Here is a 25,740-nt window from a genome sequence, read left to right as displayed (position 1 = left end):
TTAACACGGTGTGTTTATCCAGTCTCTATACATAATTGATTTTACTAAATCTACATTATGAGCAAATTGATTCCAAGCGTAACAAGCCATAGTGACGATATCTTCATATACACCATAACATTGGTTAGACAAGAAATGATTTTTGATCCATTCCCAAACTTGTTCCATTGCATTAAGTTCCGGTGCATAGGGCGGAAGCGGTATCAAAGTGATATTGCTTGGCACAGTTAGTTTTTTGGCTGTGTGCCAACCTGCATTATCCGTTAGTAAAGCTATATGTCGGTTGCCTTGAATACTGCGAGAAAGCTCTTCTAAGAATTTATTCATTGCCTGTGTGTTTGCATATGGTAAAATTAATGCAAAAGCTTCTCCTGTATCATGGCAAGCAGCTCCATAAATATATGTTGAAATGAATTGCTGTTGCCGAACTTTACGGGGTCTAGTGCCACGCTTAGCCCATATACGAGTTAAGCTACCTTGTTGCCCAACTCGAGTTTCATCCTGAGACCATATATCAACTTTACATCTATCGATATTTTTTGGTAATAATTTTGTTAACATGTCTGGGAAGTTTTTTTATATGTATTTTGAGTCTCTTGATTTGACTTTGGATGCATTGAACGAGAAGTAATCCAGCTAAAACCAAGGCGGTGCATAGTATTGTAGACTGTTTTTAAAGCGCATTTAGCACCATATTTCTCAAGTAACATGATATGTAGCTCCTTTCCAGTTATATACCCACCAGTTTTACTTTCACTGAGCGTATTGATTTTATCAAAAAGAGCAGACTCTTGTATAGTGTTAATCTTCCTAGGGGCGCCGCTTCTTTGTGATTCAAATAATCCTTCAAAACCATGATTCCTAAATCTTCTGAGCCATGATTGCACAGTTTTCCAGTGTGACTTCACTATTTCAGATATGGCTTTTAAAGATTTGCCTAATTGAAGGTGATACATCGCCAATAAACGTATACGATTTCGACCATGCGGCTCATGTTTCATCATTTTTATAAAATCATGACCATGAAAACCTTGTGGTAATATTAACCTAGCCATTTGAGTACCTTTATCAGTTAAAAACCCATTTTACACCACTGCGTTAATTATTGCAATTGGTATTAGATAAGATAAAAGTTGTTGGTGATATAAAAGAAGAGGTTAAAGCAAATCCTTTGTTAAAAAATGCAGATTTAACTAAAGCCACTGTAAAAAAAATAGAAATTGCTCCACCAGTATCAGTACCTAAGCCTGGTCAAGCAATATTGACAGAGCAGAGTAAAAGAAAAAATAGTGGAGTTCGAGCAAAGTAAGGAAAGCAATTATAATCATTTTTTTGGATTGCCACGACCACTACGTGGTTTTGCTAATAGATGTGGGTAAGGTGAATATATAAGTAAATTTTATTATGACTCTAGACAAGCCAAAACATGACGAAATCTTTCGCAAATCTATGGAGAATCCCATAGTTGCTAAAGAATTTTTGGCAACTCATTTGCCTAAAGATGTGCTGGCTTTAATCGATAGCACATCTTTAAAATTAGAAAAAGATAGTTTTATTGAGCCAGACCTTTCTGAAACTATTTCAGATGTATTATTTTCTGTTAAGTTTAATGATCAGGATGGCTATATTTTTTTGCTATTGGAACATCAAAGTACTGTTGATAAAATGATGGCATTTAGGTTGTTTAAATATATGATTAATATTTGTGATCTATATTTAACTACTAATCCTAAAGCTAAAAGCCTTCCATTAATTTATCCCTTAATACTTTATAATGGCAAGAAGAAATATAACGCATCGCTCAATATATGGAATTTATTTACCCATCCAGATTTAGCCAGAGGCTTTTGGACAAATGATTGTCAGCTTATTAACGTACATGATATCCCCGATGAAGAACTTAAGGAAAAAGTATGGTCTGGGATTTTGTTATTTTTCCTCAAACACATCCACGAACGTCAATTACTGAAGAGATGGCAAGAAATCTCTCATCTCTTGCCTAAATTGAGTGAAATAACAATAGGCTATGACCATATAAGAAATCTATTACAGTATACTTTGATCTTTATTGAGCAAAATGATAAAATAGAGTTAGAAAAAATATTAAAAAATAGTTTAACTAAAGAAAAAGGAGAAGAACTTATGCCTAGTATAGCTCAAGTATGGAAAGAAGAAGGGATTCAAATCGGGCTACAGGATGGTATCAAAATCGGAGAGGCTAGAGGAGAGGCTAGAGGAGAAGCTAAAGGTAGAGCCGAGGGGGAAGCTAAATTAATAAAAATGATGATAAACAATGGTAGCTCTATTGAAGAAGTAGCGAAAATTACTGGACTATCTATTACTAAAATCAATGAACTATTGGAAATGCAGTAAACTGGAGTCTGTCCTATAGTTTGTGTAAGTTGCAAAGAAAGCAGTAAGAGATTACTGTAAAAAAAGTAACTTAAGCAAGCAAGGAGGAATTATGGCTAAAAAATTAGATACAGATAAAGATACATTAAACATCAGTAATCAGCTAGTAGAAGAATTATTATCAAAAGCAGATCCATCGGAGTTATTTGGTCGAGATGGTTTATTTCAACAGCTAAAGAAGCAAATAGTTGAGAAAATATTAGCAAGTGAGTTGGATCATGAATTAGGATATTCAAAACATAGCAAGATGCCAAAAGTAGATAATAATAGTCGTAATGGTAGCTATGAGAAGACAGTAATTGATGGGGATGGTCGTAAGCTGACAGTAGAAGTACCAAGAGATCGGGAAGGAGAGTATAATCCTCAATTAATACCAAAAGGGCTGAGGAGATTTAATGGATTTGATGAGAAAGTGATATCCCTTTATGGTCGCGGTATGACAGTCAGCGAGATCCGAGGGCATTTAGAAGAAATATATCAAACTGATGTATCTGGTGACTTGATATCCACCATAACAGATGGGGTAATAGAAGAAGTAACTAGGTGGCAAAATCGTTGTTTAGATAGGGTGTATCCAATATTATACTTGGACTGTATCTATACGTCAGTTCGGGATAAGATATAGATGAAATAGTAATAGATAAAAGGATTGTCAAAAAGGAGTGCCTGCAGTATTTATATTTTTAAACAAAAAAACAAACTACAGGCATGAAAAAAGATATCACAGAATTATATAGTTTTATAGATGATTTTTGTAAAATTTATTTGGAGTATGAACAGAGAAAGTTATTACCATCAAATAAGCAAAGAAATCGCTGTTGTAGCATGAGTCTAAGTGAAATGTTAACAATAATAATTATGTTTCATACATCCTATGCTAAGAATTTTAAATTTTTCTATAAAAGTTATATAGAGTGCATGCATAAGGATGATTTTCCCAAAGCCTTGAGTTATAATAGATTTGTTGAATTAATGGCACGATTATTCATACCGCTAAATATGTTGATTCATTTGTTGTTTGGTGAGGAAACAGGTATTTATTTTATTGACTCTACAACGATTAAAGCTTGTCACAATAAAAGGCGTTATAGCAATAAAGTTTTTAAAGGATTAGCCAAACATAGTAAATCCTCTATGGGGTATTTTTATGGTTTTAAATTACATGTAATAATCAATAATAAAGGGGAGTTTATGGCATTAAAAGTGACCAAAGGCAATGTAGATGATAGGGTTCCAGTACCGGAGTTAACAAAAAGATTAACTGGAATTATAGCAGCTGATAAAGGTTATATTAAGCAAAATTTGTTCTTAAATTTATATGAAAGAGGCTTAAAAATGATTCATGGAATTAAGAAGAATATGGAAAATAAATTAATGGATTTGAAAGAAAAAATCTTACTTCGAAAGCGTAACTTAATTGAAACAGTTTTTGATTATCTAAAAAATAAAATGAACCTTGAACATACTAGACATAGATCACCAATAAATGCCTTTGTCCATATATTATCTACTCTTGTTGCTTACTCATTAAAGAAAAATAAACCTTCAACAAAATTTGATTTTAATCTACATGTTCACAATATCCTTATCCCGAATTGACGTATCTATGTAAAATCTAGAGACAATCACATAGTAATAAATAAAGCAGTATATTTAGCACTTGCTGTAAATATAGAAGGGAAAAAGGAGTTACTTGGCATTTGGATAGGCAAAAATGAAGGTGCTAAATTTTGGATGCAAGTAGTTACTGAGTTAAAGAATCGAGGAATTGAACAAATTTATGTTGCTTGTGTGGATGGTTTAAAGGGCTTTCCAGAAGCTATAAGCAGTGTATTCCCGAGTACTATAGTACAATTATGTATTGTACATATGGTTCGCAATTCAGTAAAGTATGTGTCATATAAAGATTTAAAAGAGGTCACATCAGATCTAAAACAAATTTATACAGCTAATAATGACGAAATGGCACGTTTAAAACTTCAGCAATTTGGTGTAAAATGGGATAAAAAATATCCGGTAATTTCTGATATTTGGCAACGTAATTGGTCTGGGATAATACCGTTTTTTGCCTTTCCTGAAGAGAACAGAAAGGTAATTTATACTACTAACACTATAGAATCTGTAAATCGTCAAATTAGAAAAATTATCAAAAATAAGGGGGTGTTTCCAGATGATAAGTCAATTCAAAAAATAATATTTTTATCCCTACAAAATGCAGCCAAAAAATGGACCATGCCTATTAAAGATTGGTCTTTAGCTTTAAATCAATTTGAAATACTTTGTGGAGATTTTAAATATGATTTATTGGAAAATAAAAAATGAACTTACACAAATTAAATGATTGACTCGTAAACTGGTTAGCTATAGGCTGTGCAACATTACCCCAAATCAATTATAGATGAAATATGTGGCTAAAATATCTTACATATATAACATTATTAATTAGTGTTATATCATTATGGCTTCCTGTAAAAGGCAAATTTAAACCATGGCAATTATTTCTATCTATTTCTCTAGTCTTATCTTTTGTTAGTAATATAGCGAACCTGTTTGCTATTTTAGCAATTTTGTTGTTTTTTTATTTAGTATTTTCGTATCATAAATCTTCTACTAAATTGAAATATGTCTTATGGAGTTTAGTGTTCATACTTGGATTAATGTTAGAACTGCATTTAATTCCAGGATTTGATAATTTATTAGTTTTAGATAAAATACAATTCACTCCAGATGCTTTACCGTTTACACTATATTTAAACTTAGATAAGACAATTGTCGGCTTAATTATTATAGGTTTAACTTTAGATTTAGCATCTACTTGCAGCGAACTGAAAATATTACTCTTGCAAGTTTCTTATAGATTACCAATTATTCTATTAGTAATAATAGTGTTATCTATTGCATTTGAGTACATCAAATTTGCACCAAAGATACCACAGAATTTATGGATATGGGTAATCAATAATTTATTTTTTACATGCGTTGCTGAGGAAGGATTATTTAGAGGATTTTTCCAAGAATCATTAAGTCAGTTAAAATATAAATATTCTAAGGATATAACCATACTAATACCTGCACTTTTCTTTGGAGTGATGCACTATCCAGGAGGGCTAAAATACGTAATTTTAGCTACAGTAGCTGGAGCTTTATATGGATGGATATATAAAGTAACGAAAAGAATTGAAGCAAGCATACTTGTTCATTTTATGCTTAATTTAACTCATATTTTACTTTTTACTTATCCAGCTGTTAATAAGCTTTAAAGACCGATACAGATAATGGATTAGGAACAAGCATAAACTGCCGGTTATATGGAAAAGCTTATACAGCAATTTGAGAGGACGTATGTAAATTGGGGATAACTCCTTCGTCAGATCGCAATGGCTAAATTCTTAATCGGATTAGCTATATCCCAAATTCAGTGATATAGTTTCTATTTTTAACGTTTTTGATATATACCTAAGAGACCATCGGGGATAATTACTTTAGTTATTTCTAACAATCTCCTAGTAATATTGGATCTTGGATAATCTTTTATGATAAGAAAAATAATTATATCTACTATCATTGCTATTTCATTATTAATATGCTCTATATTAGTTGCTGTAAACTTTGTTGACTATAATTCTGTCAGTAACAGTTTTGTCAATGAATTAAAAATTTCTCCTCAAAATCTAAAAAACATAAAAATAACTAAATTTCCTATACCTTATTTGACTATTGATCGTATAAAAGAAGATGGAAGGCTAGAATTAGAAAATATAAAAATTTACTTTGCTCCATGGTCATTATTAATTCTTAGACCAAAAATTAGTGCTGTAACCATAAATAATGCCACAATATATTCAGATGAGCAGGATTTTGACATTATAAACCATGATAGGATAGTTAGTTCATTGATAACAAATGGTATAATAGATATAAATTTTGATGTTAAAAATCTGACTATTCTAAATAAAAATAACCAACCTATTCTTACTTTAAATAACTGCTCTCTATTTAAAAACAATCCTATTTCTAGTAAAATTTCATTCAAGGGAAATGGGGGGTATGTGGGAAAATTATCCGGATTCTTTGAAAGAAATGCTAATCAAATAAATCTTGACCTTACTATCGCTAATAGTGATTATAATTTTCACCTGTTAGAAACCTATATAGATTCTAAACTAATAAATGGCAAAGCAGAATATCTAATACAACATTTAGCTGATATATTACATATTCTTATACCAGATTTAGACTCTTTGTTTAGAAGATTTAATCCGAATGAAAAGATAAATATAAAATTTGATATTTTGCCTACTCCCCAATTACTTAAGCTAGAAAATATAACTATAGATTCTAATTCACTAGCAGGTAACGGTTCAATATATTTGAACAAAAGTGACGAGGTCACTAGTATAATAAAATTACATTTTCCTAAGATAGATACAAAGTCATTGATTACCTCATCAAATAATATTAAACAATTTAGCAATTCAGTTTTTGGGTTAAGGTTTCTCTTTGAGAATAAATCAATTATCACCAATATTTTAGTTGATCAAATAATATTAAATAATGATGAGGTATTAAATAATACTAAAATTTTGCTTAATTTAGACAAAGGGGTATTAGTGGTTAATGATTTTTCTGGTACAATAAAATCCGGAGGAAATTTTCAATTTGTAGGTAATGTAACTCAAAACTCAGTAAGAAGTATATTTGATGGCACAATTTACCTGCAACATAATGACCTTAATTCTGTATTGAATACTTTAGGGTATGAACAGGCAGTTAGTAAAAAGCCTACAACTTTTATTTTATCCTCAGATTTAAAACTAACTTTAATAGATGTATATTTACAAAATCTTATGCTAAAAACTGAGAACACTAAAGTTACGGGTAATATTACGGCTAGATTTATTGGTTCTATGCCGCATTTTATAGCTATTCTTGACTTCTCCTCGATAGATTTAAATAGAGAGGATTATCCAATAATTTCACCATTGGTGAAATTTGCCAAAAGTTTGTCAGAAAATATGAAAGATGAATCATATCTAGCTAAATATATTCCCATTAGGGCAGTTGATTATTTAGGTAATTTTGATATCACGATCAATGATATACTTATGGAAAATAATTCATTTGGTAAAGCATATATATTAGCAAATATTTCGCCAGGTAATATTGAAATTAGTAATCTTGATATAAGAACCAATAGTGATTACATCAATCTTAGTGCCAATTTGTTAGCAAATAATATTAAACCACAATTAGAAGTTACAATAAATGATGGTTCTCTTAATGTTAACTATTTAACGGCTGAATCTTTACTTAATCTACGAAATAAATTACTAAATGAATTTGATTTAGAAAAAATAGAGTTAAAATTAGATGGCATGTTATCAAAAATAATGCAGGATGCTCTAGTATTACAAGATATTAAATTTGCTTTAGCAAATAACAATACCTTATTTAAAATCAGTAACCTTGAAGCAAATCTACTTTCTGGTAAATTAGCAGCAGAAGGTAATATTTTATTAGATCCATATACTCTTAACTTTGTTTATGCCCTAAATTCTATTGATTTAGCTCAATTATCTAATATTTTTCCGAAAGGGTTACTAAACAATTATGGGGGGATGAGTATCAATGGAACACTCGCCACTAATGGTGATAGTTTAAAAAAATTGTTATATGAGCTTAGCACTCAATCAGAGTTTGTCGTAAAAAATGCTAAAATCAGTAACTTTTCCATTGATTCATTTATAGAAAAAGTTAATAATAAAGATTATAATCTTAAATATTTAAAAGAAGATTTAGCCCATGCTGTGTATCAAGGGCAAACTGAATTAGATAGTTTGCATGGCAACATTCAGTTAAAAAATGGCATAGCTACAATAAAAGATGTAGTATTTAATACGAAATATACTAGCGGGTCTGCATCATTAGCTGTAAATGTATATAATTGGGACATGACATTATCTTCAATATTATCTTTCTATATAGCAGATTTAAAACTTAATTTAAACGATTCTAGTAATCAAAATACTCCTGTAAATCTTAAAATAAAAACATCAGGTACTATGTTAGACCCTATAAAAACGTTAGATGAAACTGAATTAACAAAGGCTTTAGAGAACAAAAAAAAATCTACAATTACAAAACAATAATTTTAATCTTGCCGACTCGTAATATTATTCTATAGTCAATTCAGGAGAAGTTGATGCTAGGAGCGATGGAGCGACGCCTATAAGTAATAGGAGAGCATTGAGCGACAACGTCACCAACTTCTCATCAATACCAACTTCTCATCAATTGACTATATCTTAACAAGAAGATTTTTAAACCATATAATTATGCTAATGCGATTACAACTATTGCTATTTTTTTCCTGTATAATAACATTCAATATAAGCTCATATTCTGCTTATGCTGCAAAAAAACCTGTATCTGCACCAACTCCAACAAGTCTTGTCGTAGATTACAATACTGGTAAAATCTTGCATGATAAAAATTCTACTACTAAAATATATCCGGCTTCATTGACAAAACTAATGACCTTGTATTTATTATTTGAAGCAGTAGAATCCGGTAGGTTATCAATAAACCAAAAATTATATGTTTCAAAAAATGCAGAAAAAACATTACCAGGCAAACTAGGACTTAAAGAGAAAGACTCTATTACTGTAAAAGAGGCTATTTTAGGCCTAATTGTTAAATCGGCAAATGACGCGGCTATGGTTGTGGCTGAAAATATTAAAGGTAGTGAGGAAAAATTTGCTCGGTTGATGACTGTTCGTGCCCATCAGCTCGGTATGAAAGACACTTATTTTAAAAACGCTTCTGGATGGCATCATCCTTGTCAAAAAACTACCGCTCGGGATCTTGCTAAACTATCTATAGCTATTAAGCGAGATTTTCCCAAATATTATAGTTATTTTTCTAAAAATAACTTTGTTTTTAGAGGTAAAACTATACGAGGGCATAATAAAGTGAATGAAACTTATGAAGGAGTTGAAGGGTTAAAAACCGGCTATACCACTCCAGCTGGCTATAACTTGATTACTGCTGCAACTAGAAAAAACAAATCATTGGTTGCTATTGTCACTGGTGGCAGATCTGCTGAGTCTAGAAATTTGCAAATGGTAAAACTATTAGATACGCATTTTGGTCAACCGAGCAGTAATAATACTATGTCTAATAAATTGATAACAGTTCCATCAAAAAAATATATTAAAAGAACAAAATCAACTAAAATTGCGACAAATATTAAAGCAAAAAACAAAAAAAAATTGACTCGAAGTTAGGGAGGGGTAAGTAACCTCAATTTTGTATAAGAATAAGCCTTTTAAAGATATGGTTAATAGTAACTCACCTTACGCATGGCATTTAAAAAGTCATATAGAAAATAGCTTGGCGTCATTGCGAGCCACCTTAGGCGGCGTGGTAACCCATTTCTAATCATTTTTCTGGATTGCTTCGTCGACCTTACGGTCTCCTCGCAATCTGATGTATCCCCACGAAATTAAGCACGACAAAGCTCCGTCTTTATAATAGATGCCAGGGGTTCTACCAATGGTTTTATGGCATGCAAATAATTAAATTCAATAATAAATTTCCCAAGGGTAAAATACGAATAAATCTTTTTATCTTTTACTGTGTTAGGTTGGAAAATTCTTTGCATACCTTGGCTATAGCCTACCACACCTATAACCCAATATGTTATAATAACCTCAGTTTGATGTAAGAGGAAGGTTGAGATTGTTTAATTTTCCAAAAGCTACAGAAATTTTATTAGGCTTAAAAACATAGGCAAGCAGTCCAGCTAGTTTGAAAATTCATAACAGATCTGTGCCTTGTATGGCATAGCAATTATCTTTTATCTAAATTTTCAAAAAAATATTTATCTAAATAATAAAACAACGTTTTTGTTGAATAAGTTTATGGCAAACTTCAAGTAGCTTACGCATACAAGCAACTATCGCAACTTTCTTAGGTTTAAAATTATTAACAAGCCTATTGTATAAAGTTTTTAAATATTGAAAACCATTTTTGCCAGTTAATACCGCCATGTATAAAGCATCCCGTGGTATTTTTCTGCCTCCCCTAATAAATCTTCGTCCTTGCTTATTACCACTATCACGGGCGTACGGAGCTATCCCCACAATTGCTGACAATTCATTACTACTATAATTTTTATCCCCTAATTCAGGTACAAAACTAATTAGTTTTGTAGCCAAACATTTACCAATACCAGGTACAGTCTCTAATATTTTTACCTTCTCTTTTAACTCTTCTGACTCATCTATTGTTTTGTTTAACTTCTTATCAAGCTCAGCTATTTCATTTTGTAAGAATTTAATGTGTTTTTCTATACTATCTTTATCAATACCATCAATACTATGATGTAGTCTTTTCTTTTCATTGCTAAGCATTAATACTAAATCTTCTCGTCTTTGCTTATATCTCTTCAAATTCTCTGATTCAACTTGATATATATAATTCGCTGAAAGCTGCATCTTATCACCATAATATGCTAATTTAAATGCATCCTTCCTATCAGTTTTACACAAATTTACCGATTTACTAAAAGAATTAAAACTATATGTATTGACCTTATGTATTTGTTGCTTATTATTATACAGCTTTTGACAAATCTCAGCTTCGTATCCTCCAGTGGGTTCACATATTATTAGCTTAATCTCTTGCTCTTTTGCTAATTTAATCACCTCTTCATGACCAGCTGCATCATTGGCAAAACGATGATATTTAGGTTTATCGCTTGTATTATATACACATATATCAAGCCATTGTTTACTTACATCTAGACCTATTATTTTACTCATGATATAATCTCCTTCGTCTTATTGTGCAAGGCTGCTACTTCCAACACCTTCTGCAATTTGTTCAAAGCAAACTTTGTAAGAGGGTACTTATTCTATGCTCGATTATCTCAATCAAGTACCCCTCAAATCACCCTCTTACCATTACTTATATCATAATTTAAAGATATAAGTATCCTACAATTTTTGTAAAGATGGTATTAGGATAGAAAAAAGTTTTTGTTTGGGAGGTATTAATAATGTGGATATTAGCTGCGTTATGGCTGTTGTAGATTGATAAAAAGCATTTTTGATATGATCAAAGCCATAGGTAAATAATGAAAACAATTGTCTTTCAATGGTTTTGTACCGTTTTATTCGGATGGGATTTAAGGCATTTTGTATTATTCCATTTTTGACTATTAAAGCTGAAGCAATAGCAGTTATCACTAATAATTTTTCAAATCTATCCAATTTTACAATGTGACTTTTTTCAATATCAAAACCACCGCTTTTTAGGTGCAAAAATAGTCGTTAACACTCCAACGAAATTTATATAAAGCAAAAATATCTTGCTCTATTTCAATTGAAGACACCAGAACCATCAGCTCGCTCTTATCATTTCTATATGCGGTAAAATTAACCTTTCTATTCCATAATATACCACTACAAGCCCTATACTCTAAGGCTTTAACATCACTAAATATTCTTTCAATGGTTAAAGTTCTTAAACCTTTTGTAAGACGAATTTTATGATCCATTTTTAATGGAATAACAAACTTTAGATGGTTATTTATCAGAAAGTCTAACCATTCTTTATTCATAAATTCTCTATCAGCAAGCAAATATTTTATTCTTTCAACGCCAAAATTATTAATAAATTTCTGTAAAAATTCCTTCATAAATTCTGCAGAACACCCACCACCATGCGACAAAGTCTTCCAGAATATTGGCACCGATATTTTACCAATTACCATTACTAAAAATAAAATATTAATATCGGATTTACCAAATTTCCAACTTGTCCTATCCATTGCTACGACATAATTTTTTGAAGCAAAAAAGCTTAATAGCAAATAGCCAACCTTCATATAATCAAAATTAAAATCTTTTAAAAAACGATAAATTCTATGAGTTTTTGACGTCGCTTTAGCATCACCTAAAATACCAAGTGCTAAACCTTTTTGATAAATTGAGCTGCCCGTCAGCAAACTAATTACCATACCAACCAAACATTTTAATCTTGATTTATTTCCGTCTATATATAAAATCAATTCTTGAAGTATTATATTATGCATTTTGTTATAAAAATACCTACCTTATACTACTTCACACCACTCTAAATCAACCATTCTTCTTCATCTTCTCAAAATTGTAGGGTACTATAATAAATAGTCTCTCCGTCAAAAGTTTAAAAATACAACTATTTTTAGTATCTTCTTTTCTATTTTTTCTGACATATTTTATAGTCAATTCAGGAGAAGTAGATAGCAGGAGCGATGGAGCGACGCCTATAAGTAATAGGCGAGCATTGAGCGACGACGTCACCAACTTCTCATCAATTGACTATACCTTTTTATAAGTTGTTTTCTTACAGTACTTCTTACTTTTGCAACTTGCACAAAGTATATTATAGACTCACTAATTATTGTTCTTCTATTAGGAAAGTCTAGTTTTTCCTGTCATACAAAAATCTCTAACCTCTCCTATAAAAGATTCAAATCCCTTATTATCTTTAACTAATCTATTAGCCATATCCCAATCAATTTCTAACCTTTCTTTTGCAGGGATTAGTATTCGACCTTTCTCAACTTGATCTTTTATATTTAATAAAATAAATCCTATACCATATCTAGCAGCAAGAATTTCTAGCTTCCGTAAAGTACTTCCGCCCTTGCCTTCTACTAAAGAAGAAGCTACTAAATATCCATAATTAGCCCATGAGGAATTTGATAGGGCTTGAAAAAAAGATTGTCGCACATTAGCACTATCAATTACGATCTTTACCTCAAAAGACCAAAGCTTAGCTTTTTTATCGGCAAATTGTTGCACACAATCCTTGATTGCTAATGCCCAATCTTTAGTAAGATCCTCCATTCCTACTAGATCAGGATGTAACCATTTATTACCGTTAGTACCTTTATAGTTTGAAGAACATTTGTCATTAATAATTTTGCTATGAACACCAAACTCTTGTAAAAGAAAGTCTAAAAGCTTTGGGTATATCTCTTTGTTCTTTTATGTTTGGTTTTTTTTCAGTATATTCCATCTCTATCTGCTTAGTTTCTTTAGTATAATAATATCTACGTGGATAGTCTTGTTTTTTAATATTAGGTTCCTGATTTTGTATGTCTTGAAACCAATTTTTATGCATCTCTCCACTAAGGATTTCCAACATGACTTCAGCCTTTTTCAATGGATCATTTATATTATTCAGTGTTTTGTTTTTACTTCTTTCTTTTTGACTTCCTCAGGATAAGTTTTTACTAGCCATTCAGCTATTTGAATAGGAGTAAATTTTTGTTCCTCATTGGCTTTAAGAAAGCCAATAATTGCTTTGTTACGATTAAATTCCATAAATAATCCCACTAATTTTATAAGTCATTAATAAAATAATAATCAAAATAGCAAAAAGTTTAAATATAATTAACAGATATAATTACAAGTTATTAGCTTTAAATTTAAATGTAATGACAATGTTGCAACTTATGCATTTTTAACAAATATCCAATCGTTATTGGAAGACTCGGTTTCGCTATATTGATAGTTTTGTTTAGAAAAGTGTTTTAATTTTTCCGGTAGGTCTATAAGATTTTCTGCAATAAAATTAAACATGCTGCCCCTAGCCTTTTTGGAGTTTATTGCTATTATTTGTAATTTATTATTTCTTCTTTCTTTAAAATATATATTAATTATTGGGTATTTAAGATCATTCTGATTAATAACGCAGGAATATTCATTGGAGGCTAGGTTGATGAGATATTTATTTTGCTGAGTTGCTAATATTTGATTTATATAATTGGTAATATCGTTTTGCCAAAAATTTGGCAATTTTGTTGACATTTCTAGTCGATAAGGTTTTATTTTTTCAAAAACTCTTAGTGCACCGTATAAACCTGATATAATTAACGTGTGTCCTTGCAAGAAATCCCACTGCTCCGCGGTAAAATTCTGCCTATCAATGTTATTGTAAACATCCCCATCATAGGCAAATATCGCTTGCTTCTGAGGTTGGCTATCGAAATCTTGAAATCTATGATAATTAAGCTCAGCCAGTTTATCACTAACCCCCATTAACTGCTTAATCTGATTTTGTGACAAATTTTTACATATTTGTAAAAGAACTTGTGTTTTAGTAAAAAAATGGGGTTGCATACTCTTCTGATTTGAGTACACCGATGGCAACCCCACTATTTGAGAAGTAAAATCTTGAGTTTTCGCTGGTGAGATTATACTGAGCATACTATTTTACTGACTCAATTAACTTTCTAACTCCATCTACTGATTTGTTAAATAAATCTTGCTCTTCATCATTTAATTTTATTTCTACTATTTTTTCCACACCATTTTTACCAATAATAACCGGTACACCGACATACATATTGTTTACTCCATATTCCCCTTGAAGATAAGCAGCACAACTTAATATTTTGCGTTTATCTTTTAGATAATTCTCTAACATTTCGATAGCAGATGTTGCCGGAGCGTAATAGGCAGAACCCGTTTTAAGTAGTGAAACAATTTCTCCACCACCATTTCTGGTACGATCTATTATCTCATTAATACGTTCCTTCGTTGACCATCCCATTTCGACTAAATCTAACACTGGTATCCCATTAATTGTCGAATATCTAACCAAAGGAACCATTGAATCACCATGCCCCCCAAGGACAAAACTACTAACATTTTCTACAGAAACATTAAATTCATGGGCTAGGAAAAGGTTAAATCTGGCTGAATCAAGTACCCCAGCCATACCGACTACCCTATTGCTAGGTAATCCACTTTCCTTTAACATTACATAAACCATAGCATCAAGTGGATTGGTTACAACAATAACAAAAGCGTTCGGTGCATATTGTTTAATATTTTCTGCAACAGTTTTGATAACAGTGCTATTAACATTAATTAAATCATCACGACTCATTCCAGGTAAACGTGGTGCTCCAGCTGTAACAATTATTGCATCTGCACCTACTATGTCTTTATAATCATTAGTACCTGTACTAATTACATCTGAACCTGTAATAGCTCCAGCTTGTGCTATATCTAAAGTCTTACCCTGTGAAAAACCTTTAGATATATCAAACATAACTACGTCACCAAGTTCTCTTAGACTTATCAAATGTGCAAGTGTTCCACCGATATTGCCACTACCAATTAAAGCAATTTTTGTTTTTTTACTCATACTTCCTCCTGAAAAGTATTTTATGAATTCATTGAATCAAAGAATTCTGTATTAGTTTTAGTATTTTTAAGTTTATCAATTAAAAACTCTGCTGCATCTATAGTCCCCATTGGATTAATGATTCTACGAAGAACCCACATTTTGCTTAGAATGGCTTTATCAACCAATAACTCCTCTTTACGTGTGCCAGATTTAGTAATATCAATCGCAGGATAAATACGTTTATCAGCTATTTTGCGATCGAGAACTATTTCAGAATTACCAGTACCTTTAAATTCTTCAAAGATCACCTCATCCATACGCGAACCAGTATCAATTAAAGCAGTTCCTATTATAGTTAATGAACCACCATTCTCAATATTTCTTGCCGCTCCAAAGAATCTTTTTGGTCGTTGTAATGCATTTGCATCAACCCCCCCTGTGAGAACTTTACCAGAAGATGGGACAACAGTGTTATAAGCTCTGGCAAGTCTTGTTATGGCATCAACCAATATTACCACATCTTTTTTATGTTCTACTAACCTCTTAGCTTTCTCAATAACCATTTCAGCAAGCTGAACGTGCCTAATAGCCGGTTCGTCAAAAGTTGAACTAACGACTTCCCCACGCACTGAACGCTGCATATCAGTAACTTCTTCTGGACGTTCATCGATTAACAGAACGATTAAAAATACTTCTGGATTATTGGTGGTAATAGCATGGGCGATATTTTGTAATAGAACAGTTTTGCCAGTTCTTGGTGGAGCAACAATCAACGCCCGTTGTCCTTTACCCATAGGAGCCACCAATTCAATTATTCTGGTACTAAAATCCTTGCTATTATCTTCTAGTTCTAATGATAATTTTTCTTCAGGATAAAGTGGAGTCAAATTATCAAAATGTACTCTATGATATGCCTTAGAAGGCTCTTCGAAGTTAACTTTATTTACTTTCAGTAATGCAAAATAACGTTCTCCTGGTTTTGGAGCCCTAATTTGCCCTTCTACCGTGTCCCCTGTACGTAGTCCAAAGCGACGAATCTGACTTGGAGAAATATAAATATCATCAGGACCGGCGGAGTAATTTACCTCTGGGGATCTAAGAAATCCAAACCCATCAGGTAGAATTTCCAGTACACCTTCTCCTGAAATCAAATCACCCTGTTCAACAGATTTCTTGAGTATAGCAAAGACTAGCTCTTGCTTTAGCAAAGCACTAGAGTTCTCAATGTTAAGATTTTCTGCTTGTACTTGCAACTCTTCAGGTGATTTACGTTTTAATTGTTTAAGATTGATGGTAACAATACCATCTTTATTAGGGCTATCATACTTGATACTATTATTGTAATGGTTATCAGATGATTCCTTATTGTCGGTCACTATATTTCTTGTCATATTTTATTTTTTTTAGATTTAATTAAGATGAGACTTTTTAAAAACTGTATTCTTTCCAGCTCGTTTTGTTTTTCTCAGGGCATTTTGCTTTTGATCATTTTGCTGTCAAAATCAATCGAGGGAATCCTTGTGTACATTTGTACTAGGAGGCTGCCTGCGATATAGTCAATTGATGAGAAGTTGGTGACGGCGTCGCTCCATCGTTCCTAGCCCCAAATTCTCCTGAATTAACTATAACTAATTAATTATATCATGTTTATTCGCAGCCAAAAAGAGCCAAATATAGAATTACTTTAGTTATTGCAGGCAGTCTCCTAGCATAACATTAAAGATTCTTTATATTTCCGGATTAAGATAATTAATTTTTTGAGAATTGATACTAAGTGTAACCAACTTTACCGAATTATTTCACATTTGTCAAACATATTTTATATAAAACAACCCTTCCAAAGTAATTAAAAGTCACAATCAATAGCTGAATACACTTTGATATAGCCAATTCAGGGGAATTGGCTAGCAGGAGCAACGACCACAACTGTTGAAAGTTAGAAGGTGGAGCAGGTTTAGATAGCTTTTCCGCTATTAGCGAGACCACGCAAGTAGGTCGTGGCAATCCATTTTTGGTTACTTTTGTGGATTGCTTCGCGACCTACGGTCTTCCTCACAATCTGATGTATCCCCACGAAATTAAGCACGACAAAGCTCCGTCTTTATAATAGATGCCAGGGGTTCTACCAATGGTTTTATGGCATGCAAATAATTAAATTCAATAATAAATTTCCCAAGGGTAAAATACGAATAAATCTTTTTATCTTTTACTGTGTTAGGTTGGAAAATTCTTTGCATACCTTGGCTATAGCCTACCACACCTATAACCCAATATGTTATAATAACAATGGCAGATAGTAACATTAAAACTCCCCATCTATTCACATCTAAAGTTCGAATATATCTTCCAGCAAGACCAAATTTATGACTTTTTATCACTCGAAACGTCTCCTCTATTTGCATACGTTTGCTATATAACCTCACTATTTCCGCTCCCTTATATTCATCAGAACTTAAGTTAGTTACCAATATCCAAGGTTCTTTTGCAGCTTTGTTATATGAACCATTTGCTGTTTTACTGCTAGTACGATTCCTGCTAACCTTCTGCACTCGACCCTTAGGGACTTTGCAAGTTGTAACCATTCTGCAGGAATATTTATGAGCTTTGGTTAGCAGAATCGTACCACATTCCATCGTTTTTGAACCAATTGATGGCATGAAATTTTCAACTGATATCCAATCCTCATTCTTAGCTAATTTTAAATCTTTTCCTTGTCGTACCCGACACACCCAACTCCACCCTTGTTTTTCTATTTCCTTAAACCATTCAATATGAAAGCCAGCGTCCATAATCACAATAACCCTTTTTCCATCAGGTATTATACTCTTTAATTTATTTAAAAATTCTACCGTTCTGCCCTTTAATTCACCTTCTTCAAACACATCTTGATACAAAGGTAAACTCATCCCTCTTGTACAAAATTGAGCACTTAGCATTTGTACCATGCGATCATCTTTAAGATAACATAAATCAATCACAACACTGTCATCATTAGAATGCTTGATAAACTCAAATATGAAATATGATAAAGCACTATAGAGATTATCAACCTCGTTATATAAATGTTTGTTACCTATACATCTATCAACTTTTTTTATTTTATGTTTTACTTTACTATCACCACTCAAGTTCCTGCCAATTGCACTCAAAGACAAATTCTGACTATATCGCAAACCTTCTGCAACATCAAGTAACGCATTTAAACGATTATTATGTATAAAAGGACAATGTTCTTTTATTACTTCATTTAATACTGTTTTTACATCCATAACCTACTATCTCCATCATCATTAAATAATGAAGATATTCTATCAATTCTTGCTATTTTGCAACAATTTCGTGGGGATACATCAGCTCACAATGACGTCTGAAGCTTACACATTCCCCTCAATGACGCAGGTTATTTTTTTTGCAACTTTTAAACTGCCATAATGACCTCTAAAACCCCTTCCTCTTCTAACTTTCAACAGTTGTGAACTCCTTACAATGACGGAATAATGCTAGCCAGGTAAACTTATACATCAAACCTAATGCCAAGTGTTACATTATGACCTTTATACGGCAATGACTTAACATGATTCTTTATCTCTTTGGTACTACCAAGATTTTTCCAGCTATAAGCTACCTCAACTTTTACTACAGGAGCTAACTTGGCAGCAACTCCAAAAGTAAGGTGATATACTAGGTTATTTTTTTTACTATTAGAAACTGAAGTACCAAGCTTATTATTGGTAATTTCGTTTTTCAGATGACCAACACCAACACCAGCTCCAATAAATAATTCACAAATGCTTATATCAAAAATATCGACATAACCACTAATCACTAAAGTAGTAATTTGGGGCTTAATTTTTGAGTCTACACCGGCAAAAGAGTGTTTTACTTGCTGATTAGCAAAAAAATCAAGCATAAGATCAAGTCTAACATTATCTAGAACATAATAACCCACACCTCCACCAACAATAGCAGCAGTATTCTGCTGTAACTCTTTATCATTTAACTTAATATTATTCATTTTATTTGCCCCAACTTCGACCTTCAAATAAAATTGATTATCAATGGCCCAAGAGGAAGCAGAAAATAAGAGTGAAATGCTAATGATTGTTAGTAATAATAAATTTTTCATAGTTTTATTTTTTATTTAGAGTCTACTATAAATTAGACTTATTATCCAGCTTATTTTGTTATCTACAGGGTTAAATGAGAAGCTATAGGACTTCCTAAAGCATCAACAGTTGATTGATGACACACCCTAATTATTTTACAACATAAAATAATTCTAACAAAATTTTGTGAATTGATACATCAAGCATGTTGATAATTGCATTTGGCAGCAAACCTAAGTAAATTATTGTTATACATAATGGTATAATTGCAATCATTTCATAGAGATATAAATCTTTAAAGCTTGCAACCTGAACATTAGTAATTTGTCCTAGCATTACTTCTTTGTAAAGTTTTAGCATATAAACAGCTCCAAGAATAATACCAACAGCACTTATCATAGCTAGCACTATATTGGCTTGATAAATACCTATTAAACTTAAAAATTCTCCTATAAAACCGCTAGTGCCTGGTAAACCTATAGAGCCAAGCATGGCAATCATAAACAAAGTTGCAAGTATTGGCATTTTATTTGCTACACCACCATATTGGTCTATTTCCTTAGTATGCAATCTGTCATATAAAGTACCAACTATCAAAAACAAAGTAGATGCTAACACACCATGACTAATCATTTGATATATTGCCCCCTTAATTCCCGCTTCTGTCAAACTAAAAATCCCAGCAGTAACGTAGCCCATATGAGCTATCGATGAATAAGCTATCATCTTTTTCATATCTCTTTGAGCTAGTGCAACTAATGAACCATATATTACAGCAAATATACTCAGCACTAATACATAAAATGCAAATTCTTTTGATATATTTGGAAACATTGGTAATGACACTCGTAAAAAACCATATGCTCCAAGTTTTAATAATATACCAGCCAAAATGACAGACCCAGCAGTTGGGGCTTGTACGTGTGCATCAGGAAGCCATGTGTGGAATGGTAGCATAGGCACTTTTACCGCGAAGGCTATAAAGATTGCCAACCATAAAACTCTCTGCACCGATAATGCTAATAAAGGTATTGATTCGTTCAGAACAAGCATATTAAAGCTGTGAACTTGGCTATAAATATATAGCAGCGACAATAAGAAAAATACCGAACCAAAGAAAGTATAGAGGAAGAACTTTACAGCCGCATAAACTCTATTTTCACCTCCCCAAATTCCTATAATTAGATACATTGGGATTAATATTACTTCAAAAAATAAGTAAAATAATAGTAAATTCATTGAGGAAAAAGCCCCAATGCAAAAAGATTCAATTAATAAAAAACAAAACAAAAATTCTTTAATATATTTTTTGACGGTAAATAGACTAGCTATAATGCAGATAAGGGTTAAAAAGCTGGTCAGAACAACAAAAAATACTGAGATTCCATCGACTCCAATGTGGAATTCAAGACCTATATATTGAACCCAATTATAACATTCGACAAACTGATAAAGTTTTGATGTACTATCAAATTGAACTAATAAACAAATAGTAGCTATTAATGTTAGTACAGAGCTTAAAACTGCAACATATATCGCATAAACTTGTTTATTAACCGACCTACTCTGTCTAATAAACAGCAGGATATATAATGCACTTAGTAAAGGCAAGAAAATGCTTATTGATAAGATCGGTAAATCTGACATTCTAAACTCTAATAATCCAATTAACTCCGTTTATTAGAATATATAAAACTAATATTTTTCGAACCACGCTCGATTGCTGCTGCCACCTTTAAAGTATTATATTCATCAAGGGCTTTGCCTATTACTTGCATCCCAAGAGGTAATCCTCTAGAAGATAAAGCAGCTGGTACAGAACAACAAGGAAGACCGGCAAGACTAGCTGGAATAGTAAATAAATCGTTTAAATACATTGTCACAGGATTATCTTGTTTCTCACCTAAGTTAAAGGCTTCGGATGGGGCAGATGGCAAAATTATTGCCTCAACTTGCCCAAAAGCTTTGTTAAAATCATCTGAAATCAAGCGTCTTATTTTTTGTGCTTTTAAATAATAAGCATCCATAAGAGTAGATGAAAGCAAATAAGTACCAATCATAATACGTCTTTTAACTTCAGAGCCAAAACCAGCACTCCTTGTTTTTTGATACATTTCTTCAATAGATACTCCATCATTTTCCGCTCTAAAACCATATCTTACACCGTCATATCTTGATAAATTAGATGAGGTTTCAGCAGGTGCTATCACATAATATGCAGATAGTGCATATTTAGAATATGGTAATGAAATATCAATAATTTCTACCCCATCATTTTTAAGAATATCAATAGTATTTTGCCACATCTTAATAATGTCAGGCTGTATACCCTGTTTTCTCATAAGATCAAATGGAACGCCTATCTTCATATTTTTTACACTAGCATTACATGCTGACCTTAGTTGTGGTACCTCGGAGTCGATAGAAGTAGAATCCTTCTCATCAAATCCCATCATGGCTTGTAGCATTAAAGCGTTATCTTCAACAGTTCTTGTAAGCACGCCAGCTTGGTCAAGCGAACTAGCAAAAGCAATCATCCCATATCTAGAACATCGACCATATGTTGGTTTGAATCCGACAACCCCGGTATAACTGGCAGGTTGACGAACAGAGCCACCTGTATCACTTCCAAGAGCTGCCATAGCTAAAAAAGCACTAACAGAAGCTGATGCTCCCCCAGAAGAACCCCCTGGAACTAATGGGGTGGCAGGTGCGTCTACAGCCTTCCAAGGACTAATAACGTTACCGAAATAGCTGGTAATATTAGCAGAACCCATGGCAAATTCATCCATATTAGTCTTACCAAGCATTATTGTACCATGCTCTTGCACTTTATTACTTACAGTCGATTCGTATGTTGGTATAAATTTACTAAGCATTCTTGAGCCTGCAGTAGTTAATACTCCTTTTGTACAAAAAAGATCTTTTACAGAGATGGGAATTCCTTCTAATGACTTTTCTATTCCTTTATGGTAATTTTGATCAGCAATTTTAGCTTGCTGTAAAGCCGTATCTGTAGTTTCAGTAATATAGGCATTCAGCTCTTTATGCTTATCCATTTCTGCAATATGAGCTTTAGTTAGCTCAACACATGAGAATTCTTTGCTCTTTAGGGCTTTCAGGGCTTGGGTTATGGTTAATTTTATAATTTCTGACATATTTTACTCTACTACTTTTGGTACTACAAAACATTTTACTTCTCTGGCAAGTTCTGCTTTATCATTTGGCAGGTTAGCAAATAACTCATCAGAGAGATCACCATACAATACTTGGTCTTTTCGCATTCTTTGGTTCATACCACAAACTGAAGTAAGTGGTTGAACGTTACTACAATCTACATCGTTTAAAATGTTAATCATATTCATGATCTCAGTCAGTTGTTGGGAAAAACTATTTATTTCCTCTTTGCTAAAATCAAACCTAGCAAGTTTTGCTATTCTTTGTACTTCTTCATTTGTAATCATTATATACCTAAATATTTAAAGTCAACGTTGTTTAAAATAATATTATACCATGAAATATATCTACACTAATAGCATGAAGTCATTTTTTAAGAATAATTATACTTATTTTGCATTGGACGATTACGTAACTTCTCCAATACGTCAAAATAATGCAAACCAAATCCATATAATACAATGAATGGTATAAATAATATTACTATTCCCCAGTTACCAAAATAATTTATTAAATAAACTAATCCAAAGGCAGTAACAACATACATAATTGCCTTTACCACGGCACATGATATACTGACGCATCTAAAACACGTCAATTCGGGATAAGGATATTGTGAACATGTAGATTAAAATCAAATTTTGTTGAAGGTTTATTTTTCTTTAATGAGTAAGCAACAAGAGTAGATAATATATGGACAAAGGCATTTATTGGTGATCTATGTCTAGTATGTTCAAGGTTCATTTTATTTTTTAGATAATCAAAAACTGTTTCAATTAAGTTACGCTTTCGAAGTAAGATTTTTTCTTTCAAATCCATTAATTTATTTTCCATATTCTTCTTAATTCCATGAATCATTTTTAAGCCTCTTTCATATAAATTTAAGAACAAATTTTGCTTAATATAACCTTTATCAGCTGCTATAATTCCAGTTAATCTTTTTGTTAACTCCGGTACTGGAACCCTATCATCTACATTGCCTTTGGTCACTTTTAATGCCATAAACTCCCCTTTATTATTGATTATTACATGTAATTTAAAACCATAAAAATACCCCATAGAGGATTTACTATGTTTGGCTAATCCTTTAAAAACTTTATTGCTATAACGCCTTTTATTGTGACAAGCTTTAATCGTTGTAGAGTCAATAAAATAAATACCTGTTTCCTCACCAAACAACAAATGAATCAACATATTTAGCGGTATGAATAATCGTGCCATTAATTCAACAAATCTATTATAACTCAAGGCTTTGGGAAAATCATCCTTATGCATGCACTCTATATAACTTTTATAGAAAAATTTAAAATTCTTAGCATAGGATGTATGAAACATAATTATTATTGTTAACATTTCACTTAGACTCATGCTACAACAGCGATTTCTTTGCTTATTTGATGGTAATAACTTTCTCTGTTCATACTCCAAATAAATTTTACAAAAATCATCTATAAAACTATATAATTCTGTGATATCTTTTTTCATGCCTGTAGTTTGTTTTTTTGTTTAAAAATATAAATACTGCAGGCACTCCTTTTTGACAATCCTTTTATCTATTACTATTTCATCTATATCTTATCCCGAACTGACGTAAAACGCTTAAATACCGGGAATTGTTTGTAAAATATTGATATGGCTGGAAATGTTTCTGTTTTAAATAGCAATATAAAAAACTGCCATAATAATAAATAGAAAGGAGATGAGATATTAGTTAATAAATATGGTAAAAACATAATAGCACTAGCAAAAATTATTAATTTCATTTTCAAAATTTTTAGTGGATATATTTTATAACTCAAATAAGTATATAGTATACTGATAAGTAAGTCTGCTATTATAACAAATAAGTTATGAGCAATAATTTGTTCAGAACTATAATCAAAGGTGGTTTTAAGTATAGTACCACAATGCATATATACAAAGTAAAAAATAATTGCTCCAATCGACTCAACTGATAAATAAGCTAATATAGTTTTTATATTAATTTTCTCATTTAATATTTTATGATTAGCAATATCCTTTTTTTCTAGACCAAAATTTTTAAGTGTATTGAACAATCTTGTAGTTGCATCAGCAAATTCTGGAGTTTCTCTAAGGCGTGTTCTTGCTACTGTTCCCACCAAAGCAATCATTGCACCAAATAAAAAAGCATATCGCCAATTAAAACCATATGAAGTAACAAGCTTAGCTACAGCTAAAGCAAATACTGCCCCTAAATTAATAAATATTGTAATGGTACCAACAACAAGATGTTGTATTGGAGGATTGGTTATTTCCATTAAATATAACTGAGCCCCTACTGCTTCTCCTAATGATGACATACCTTGCACTATCCGACAAATAGTGATTAATACCGAAGCAGTAATACCAATTTGGGCATAAGTAGGCAAAATAAACATCACTAAGCAAGAACATGACATCATGAAAGTTGTAATAACTACCGTAGCCTTACGACCTATTTTATCGCCTATCCAACCAAATAGTATAGCCCCAACTGGTCTAAAAACAAAAACAGAGCAAATGGTAAAAGCTGAAAGAATATTAGTGCTATGGGGATCAGTTTGTGGAAAAAATAACTCGTTAAGAAATAATGCCATATGTATATAGAGCATCAGGTCAAAATACTCTAGAAATGTTCCCATTGACAGCAAACCAAGTGCTTCCTTTTGCTCATTGGTTAAACTTTTTTGCTCCTGTTGTTGATACATCATCATTTTTTTATCTTTAATACTTAACTCATGGATGGCTATTGCTGAACACTCCCTGAAAAATCAGTATAAATCATTATTTACATTGACTTCAATACCTATTATATAGTCAACTCAGGAGAATTTGGTGACGTCGTCGCTCATAG

General features: G+C 32.0%; 27 protein-coding genes and 1 pseudogene. 8 read left to right on the top strand and 20 right to left on the bottom strand.

Features of this window, described 5'->3' with window-relative positions:
- Both NBW66_RS11590 and NBW66_RS11585 read right to left on the bottom strand, forming a co-directional pair.
- The gene (locus NBW66_RS11590) at positions 1-561 is read right to left on the bottom strand and encodes an IS630 family transposase (RefSeq protein WP_250310543.1); all 561 of its coding nucleotides are present in this window, start codon (positions 559-561) and stop codon (positions 1-3) included.
- Positions 555-1,055 (bottom strand): helix-turn-helix domain-containing protein, encoded by a 501-nt coding sequence (locus NBW66_RS11585; protein ID WP_250310651.1) that lies wholly within the window; start codon positions 1,053-1,055, stop codon positions 555-557. Before NBW66_RS11585 ends, NBW66_RS11590 begins: the two co-directional genes overlap by 7 nt.
- Positions 1,056-1,105: 50 nt before the next feature.
- On the opposite strand from NBW66_RS11585, the gene NBW66_RS11580 reads away from it, so the two are divergent.
- From NBW66_RS11580 to NBW66_RS11545, 8 genes are all read left to right on the top strand, one after another.
- The gene (locus NBW66_RS11580) at positions 1,106-1,309 is read left to right on the top strand and encodes a hypothetical protein (protein ID WP_250311075.1); all 204 of its coding nucleotides are present in this window, start codon (positions 1,106-1,108) and stop codon (positions 1,307-1,309) included.
- 95 nt (positions 1,310-1,404) lie between these two features.
- Positions 1,405-2,373 carry an Rpn family recombination-promoting nuclease/putative transposase gene (locus NBW66_RS11575; protein WP_250311074.1) on the top strand — a complete coding sequence of 323 codons (969 nt, stop codon included), beginning with the start codon at positions 1,405-1,407 and terminating at the stop codon, positions 2,371-2,373.
- A gap of 91 nt (positions 2,374-2,464) precedes the next feature.
- The gene (locus NBW66_RS11570; RefSeq protein ID WP_250311073.1) at positions 2,465-3,037 is read left to right on the top strand and encodes a transposase; all 573 of its coding nucleotides are present in this window, start codon (positions 2,465-2,467) and stop codon (positions 3,035-3,037) included.
- Between the two features lie 83 nt (positions 3,038-3,120).
- Positions 3,121-4,011 carry an IS982 family transposase gene (locus tag NBW66_RS11565; protein ID WP_250310582.1) on the top strand — a complete coding sequence of 297 codons (891 nt, stop codon included), beginning with the start codon at positions 3,121-3,123 and terminating at the stop codon, positions 4,009-4,011.
- A gap of 3 nt (positions 4,012-4,014) precedes the next feature.
- Positions 4,015-4,734 carry an IS256 family transposase gene (locus NBW66_RS11560; RefSeq protein WP_284346765.1) on the top strand — a complete coding sequence of 240 codons (720 nt, stop codon included), beginning with the start codon at positions 4,015-4,017 and terminating at the stop codon, positions 4,732-4,734.
- Between the two features lie 83 nt (positions 4,735-4,817).
- Positions 4,818-5,672, top strand: coding sequence for a CPBP family intramembrane glutamic endopeptidase (locus NBW66_RS11555; protein WP_250311072.1), 855 nt, complete (start codon positions 4,818-4,820; stop codon positions 5,670-5,672).
- Positions 5,673-5,945: 273 nt separating this feature from the next.
- On the top strand, positions 5,946-8,561 hold the full coding sequence (locus NBW66_RS11550; RefSeq protein ID WP_250311071.1) for an AsmA-like C-terminal region-containing protein: 2,616 nt from the start codon (positions 5,946-5,948) through the stop codon (positions 8,559-8,561).
- Between the two features lie 186 nt (positions 8,562-8,747).
- The gene (locus NBW66_RS11545) at positions 8,748-9,698 is read left to right on the top strand and encodes a D-alanyl-D-alanine carboxypeptidase family protein (protein WP_410525799.1); all 951 of its coding nucleotides are present in this window, start codon (positions 8,748-8,750) and stop codon (positions 9,696-9,698) included.
- 218 nt (positions 9,699-9,916) lie between these two features.
- Here the strand turns inward: NBW66_RS11545 and NBW66_RS11540 are convergent, their stop codons facing one another.
- From NBW66_RS11540 to NBW66_RS11460, 18 genes and pseudogenes are all read right to left on the bottom strand, one after another.
- Positions 9,917-10,096, bottom strand: a complete 180-nt coding sequence (locus NBW66_RS11540) for a hypothetical protein (RefSeq protein WP_250311069.1) — start codon at positions 10,094-10,096, stop codon at positions 9,917-9,919.
- A 28-nt stretch (positions 10,097-10,124) separates the two neighbouring features.
- Positions 10,125-10,254: pseudogene (locus NBW66_RS15355) on the bottom strand (IS982 family transposase); the annotation flags it as partial.
- 44 nt (positions 10,255-10,298) lie between these two features.
- Positions 10,299-11,237 carry an IS110 family RNA-guided transposase gene (locus NBW66_RS11535; protein WP_250310767.1) on the bottom strand — a complete coding sequence of 313 codons (939 nt, stop codon included), beginning with the start codon at positions 11,235-11,237 and terminating at the stop codon, positions 10,299-10,301.
- Between the two features lie 174 nt (positions 11,238-11,411).
- The gene (locus NBW66_RS11530) at positions 11,412-11,738 is read right to left on the bottom strand and encodes a hypothetical protein (protein WP_250310575.1); all 327 of its coding nucleotides are present in this window, start codon (positions 11,736-11,738) and stop codon (positions 11,412-11,414) included.
- Positions 11,729-12,511 carry a transposase gene (locus NBW66_RS11525; protein WP_250310771.1) on the bottom strand — a complete coding sequence of 261 codons (783 nt, stop codon included), beginning with the start codon at positions 12,509-12,511 and terminating at the stop codon, positions 11,729-11,731. The genes NBW66_RS11530 and NBW66_RS11525 overlap by 10 nt, the downstream gene beginning before the upstream one ends.
- A gap of 361 nt (positions 12,512-12,872) precedes the next feature.
- Positions 12,873-13,310 (bottom strand): hypothetical protein, encoded by a 438-nt coding sequence (locus tag NBW66_RS11520; RefSeq protein WP_250311068.1) that lies wholly within the window; start codon positions 13,308-13,310, stop codon positions 12,873-12,875.
- Positions 13,311-13,389: 79 nt separating this feature from the next.
- A complete protein-coding gene (locus tag NBW66_RS11515) occupies positions 13,390-13,629 on the bottom strand; it encodes a hypothetical protein (RefSeq protein WP_250311067.1) in 240 nt (79 codons plus the stop codon).
- Between the two features lie 17 nt (positions 13,630-13,646).
- Entirely contained in the window at positions 13,647-13,790 is a 144-nt protein-coding gene (locus NBW66_RS11510) for a hypothetical protein (RefSeq protein ID WP_250311066.1), read from the bottom strand.
- Between the two features lie 129 nt (positions 13,791-13,919).
- The gene (locus NBW66_RS11505; protein ID WP_250311065.1) at positions 13,920-14,675 is read right to left on the bottom strand and encodes a YaaA family protein; all 756 of its coding nucleotides are present in this window, start codon (positions 14,673-14,675) and stop codon (positions 13,920-13,922) included.
- 1 nt (position 14,676) lies between these two features.
- Positions 14,677-15,621: a malate dehydrogenase gene (gene mdh, locus NBW66_RS11500; RefSeq protein ID WP_250311064.1), complete on the bottom strand. Its 945-nt coding sequence runs from the start codon at positions 15,619-15,621 to the stop codon at positions 14,677-14,679.
- Positions 15,622-15,641: 20 nt separating this feature from the next.
- Positions 15,642-16,982: a transcription termination factor Rho gene (gene rho, locus NBW66_RS11495; protein ID WP_410525836.1), complete on the bottom strand. Its 1,341-nt coding sequence runs from the start codon at positions 16,980-16,982 to the stop codon at positions 15,642-15,644.
- Between the two features lie 699 nt (positions 16,983-17,681).
- On the bottom strand, positions 17,682-18,872 hold the full coding sequence (locus tag NBW66_RS11490) for an IS4 family transposase (RefSeq protein ID WP_250311062.1): 1,191 nt from the start codon (positions 18,870-18,872) through the stop codon (positions 17,682-17,684).
- Between the two features lie 245 nt (positions 18,873-19,117).
- Positions 19,118-19,729 (bottom strand): outer membrane protein, encoded by a 612-nt coding sequence (locus NBW66_RS11485; RefSeq protein WP_250311061.1) that lies wholly within the window; start codon positions 19,727-19,729, stop codon positions 19,118-19,120.
- A 130-nt stretch (positions 19,730-19,859) separates the two neighbouring features.
- A complete protein-coding gene (locus NBW66_RS11480; protein ID WP_250311060.1) occupies positions 19,860-21,356 on the bottom strand; it encodes an NADH-quinone oxidoreductase subunit M in 1,497 nt (498 codons plus the stop codon).
- Positions 21,357-21,376: 20 nt separating this feature from the next.
- A complete protein-coding gene (gene gatA, locus NBW66_RS11475) occupies positions 21,377-22,867 on the bottom strand; it encodes an Asp-tRNA(Asn)/Glu-tRNA(Gln) amidotransferase subunit GatA (protein ID WP_250311059.1) in 1,491 nt (496 codons plus the stop codon).
- 3 nt (positions 22,868-22,870) lie between these two features.
- Positions 22,871-23,173: an Asp-tRNA(Asn)/Glu-tRNA(Gln) amidotransferase subunit GatC gene (gene gatC, locus NBW66_RS11470; protein ID WP_094649006.1), complete on the bottom strand. Its 303-nt coding sequence runs from the start codon at positions 23,171-23,173 to the stop codon at positions 22,871-22,873.
- Between the two features lie 307 nt (positions 23,174-23,480).
- Entirely contained in the window at positions 23,481-24,371 is an 891-nt protein-coding gene (locus NBW66_RS11465) for an IS982 family transposase (RefSeq protein ID WP_250310582.1), read from the bottom strand.
- An 83-nt stretch (positions 24,372-24,454) separates the two neighbouring features.
- On the bottom strand, positions 24,455-25,594 hold the full coding sequence (locus tag NBW66_RS11460) for an MFS transporter (RefSeq protein ID WP_250311058.1): 1,140 nt from the start codon (positions 25,592-25,594) through the stop codon (positions 24,455-24,457).
- Between the last annotated feature and the right edge of the window lie 146 nt (positions 25,595-25,740).

Origin of the sequence: Rickettsia endosymbiont of Oedothorax gibbosus (assembly GCF_936269705.1) — a bacterium.
GTDB lineage: Bacteria > Pseudomonadota > Alphaproteobacteria > Rickettsiales > Rickettsiaceae > Tisiphia.
The sequence above is the reverse complement of the archived record's forward strand: the minus strand, read 5'-3'. Positions and strand labels throughout refer to the sequence as shown.